The sequence below is a fragment of the Geofilum rubicundum JCM 15548 genome, from assembly GCF_000974365.1.
GTDB classification, from domain to species: Bacteria; Bacteroidota; Bacteroidia; order Bacteroidales; family Marinilabiliaceae; genus Geofilum; species Geofilum rubicundum.
Map to the genome: position 1 here is coordinate 1 of NZ_BAZW01000135.1, position 2,041 is coordinate 2,041.

Sequence of the window (2,041 nt, forward strand, 5' to 3'; positions counted from 1 at the left end):
ATCAACCCTTCCTACCCATCAATCCCATCAACCCATCCTCACCCTTCTCACCCTTCCTACCCTTCCTATCAACCCTTCCTACCCAATAATCCCCATCAACCCATCTCACCCTTCTCACCCTTCCTACCCTTCCCCTAAAACGAATAACCCAGCCCTACCCGGCCATTGATTCCCTGCATGGGATAACCGTACCAGCGGTAATATTTGGAAGCTGCCAGGTTGCGCACTTCACCAAAGAAGTGCCAACGTTTGTTGTGGTTGTAGTTGGCACCGATGTTGAAATCATAGACCGGATCCAGCTTTTCAATTCCTTCAGGCAAAGAAGCATAGCGGGGTCCCATCATATTGCCCGAGACGTATAAGGTCAGACTCTCATTGTACTTGTAAGTCATGCGCGCGCCCACCTCCGATTTGGGTTTGTGCCACGCATGCTCCAGCGAGTCGGTATCCCAGCCGTAGTAAGCACCCCGCAGCAGCACATCCAGTTGCGGTGAAAAGCCCATTTTGAATTCACCCGAAACCGACAGCATACGGCCATCGTCGTAATCCACCCCAAACTGATTGCTGAAATCATTTGGTTCACCCGACATTCCACCATAAGGCACAAACTGACGGTTCACAAAAAAGTGCTCATTGTGGAACACATTGTAATCCATCCGGGCCGCAAAGGAAGTCGACCTCGTGAAATTCCCCTTCGCCCCCAGAAAAAAGCGCACCCCGTGAAAAGCCGTCTTCACATTCAAATCAGGCGACACATACAGATTCTCCTCCATAATAGAGCGGTAAGTAGATGGCTTAATCTCACCCGTAATACCCCCTTCAATGGCCACAAAACCCTCTGCCACGGTCAGGTTAGCCCTCACATCCGGCGAAATATACAGATTGTCCTCCAAATCATCGAACTCTGCCGCAAAACGCAAGCCCATGTGCAAATCCAGGTTTTTATTCGTCTTCACCAGCGCCGGATTCATTTGCACCAGCGTCTGCTGACGATTTTCGAATTGATAGAGCCAGGGCATCTCATCCACCGGCACATTGGTACTGGCATGATCCATCGCCGTCCCTAATCGGAGGCCCAGCTCACCCAGTGAAAAATCAAAATCCCCGGTATAGCGAAATTGGTTCTCCTTCACCCCCGTTCCATTGCCAAAAGTCGAATACCCCATCTTCAAATCGTAGCGCGTTTCCATATGGCCCGTCACCTGATTCTTCAGTCCCATCGTCACATCAAAAGCCGTCTGGTGCTGCTGATCATCGTGCATCAAATTACTGCCCTGTGTCTGTGGCGGGATGGAACTCATTTCAAGAGAAGGATAAGGCGCCAGGTAAGGCCTGGTCGCATCCATCGTATGAAAGCCATAATAGCGGTAAGCCAGATTACTGAAATCCATATCAATACTCAGCGTCTTCCGCTTAAAGAAGTGGCGCATGTACAAACCACCCAGCGTTTCATGATAATCCGCATCGGCCTCCGTCCCCATCACCTCAATATCGCCCATCGACGACTCGTGGCCCGCCTTTAAAGCCAGAGCAAACTTCTCATTGTGAACCAGGTTGTAGCGCAAAGCACCTCCCAGCATATTGTAATTACCCACGTAGCCCTGCAGATAAGAAGGATAAAGCTCCTCACGCGGCTCCTTCGCCATCTTAGCCGGAATCAGTGGCACCACCTCCGGTGTTCCCACCATCGCCTTACCACTCAGTTCATAGCTAAAATCAGGAGCCGGCACATCCGCATCCGACTGCTCAGGCATCTCATTGATTTTAAAAGCATCCGACACCGTAGGATTGTATTCACGCACCACACGCACATCCTGGTTAATCGTCTCCTCCTGGTCGATGGAATCCTCCTGAGCCACAGCCGTAACAGCCACAAAAGCCCAGCCACCCCATATCAATAAAAATTTCAATGTTCTCATATATAAAACTTATAACTCAATGTACAACACCCATTAACAACTATGAAATCCCCATCTCCCCTTCCAACCCAATAACCTAATGGCCTAATAACCCCATCAACCCATCCTACCCCATCTACCCT

Annotated in this window: 1 protein-coding gene; it reads right to left on the reverse strand. The window is 50.1% G+C overall.

The window, feature by feature from the left end; genetic code table 11:
• Positions 1 to 134: 134 nt before the first annotated feature.
• Complete coding sequence (locus tag JCM15548_RS20345; protein ID WP_062129042.1) at positions 135 to 1,919, reverse strand: TonB-dependent receptor; 1,785 nt, start codon at positions 1,917 to 1,919, stop codon at positions 135 to 137.
• Positions 1,920 to 2,041 lie beyond the last annotated feature (122 nt).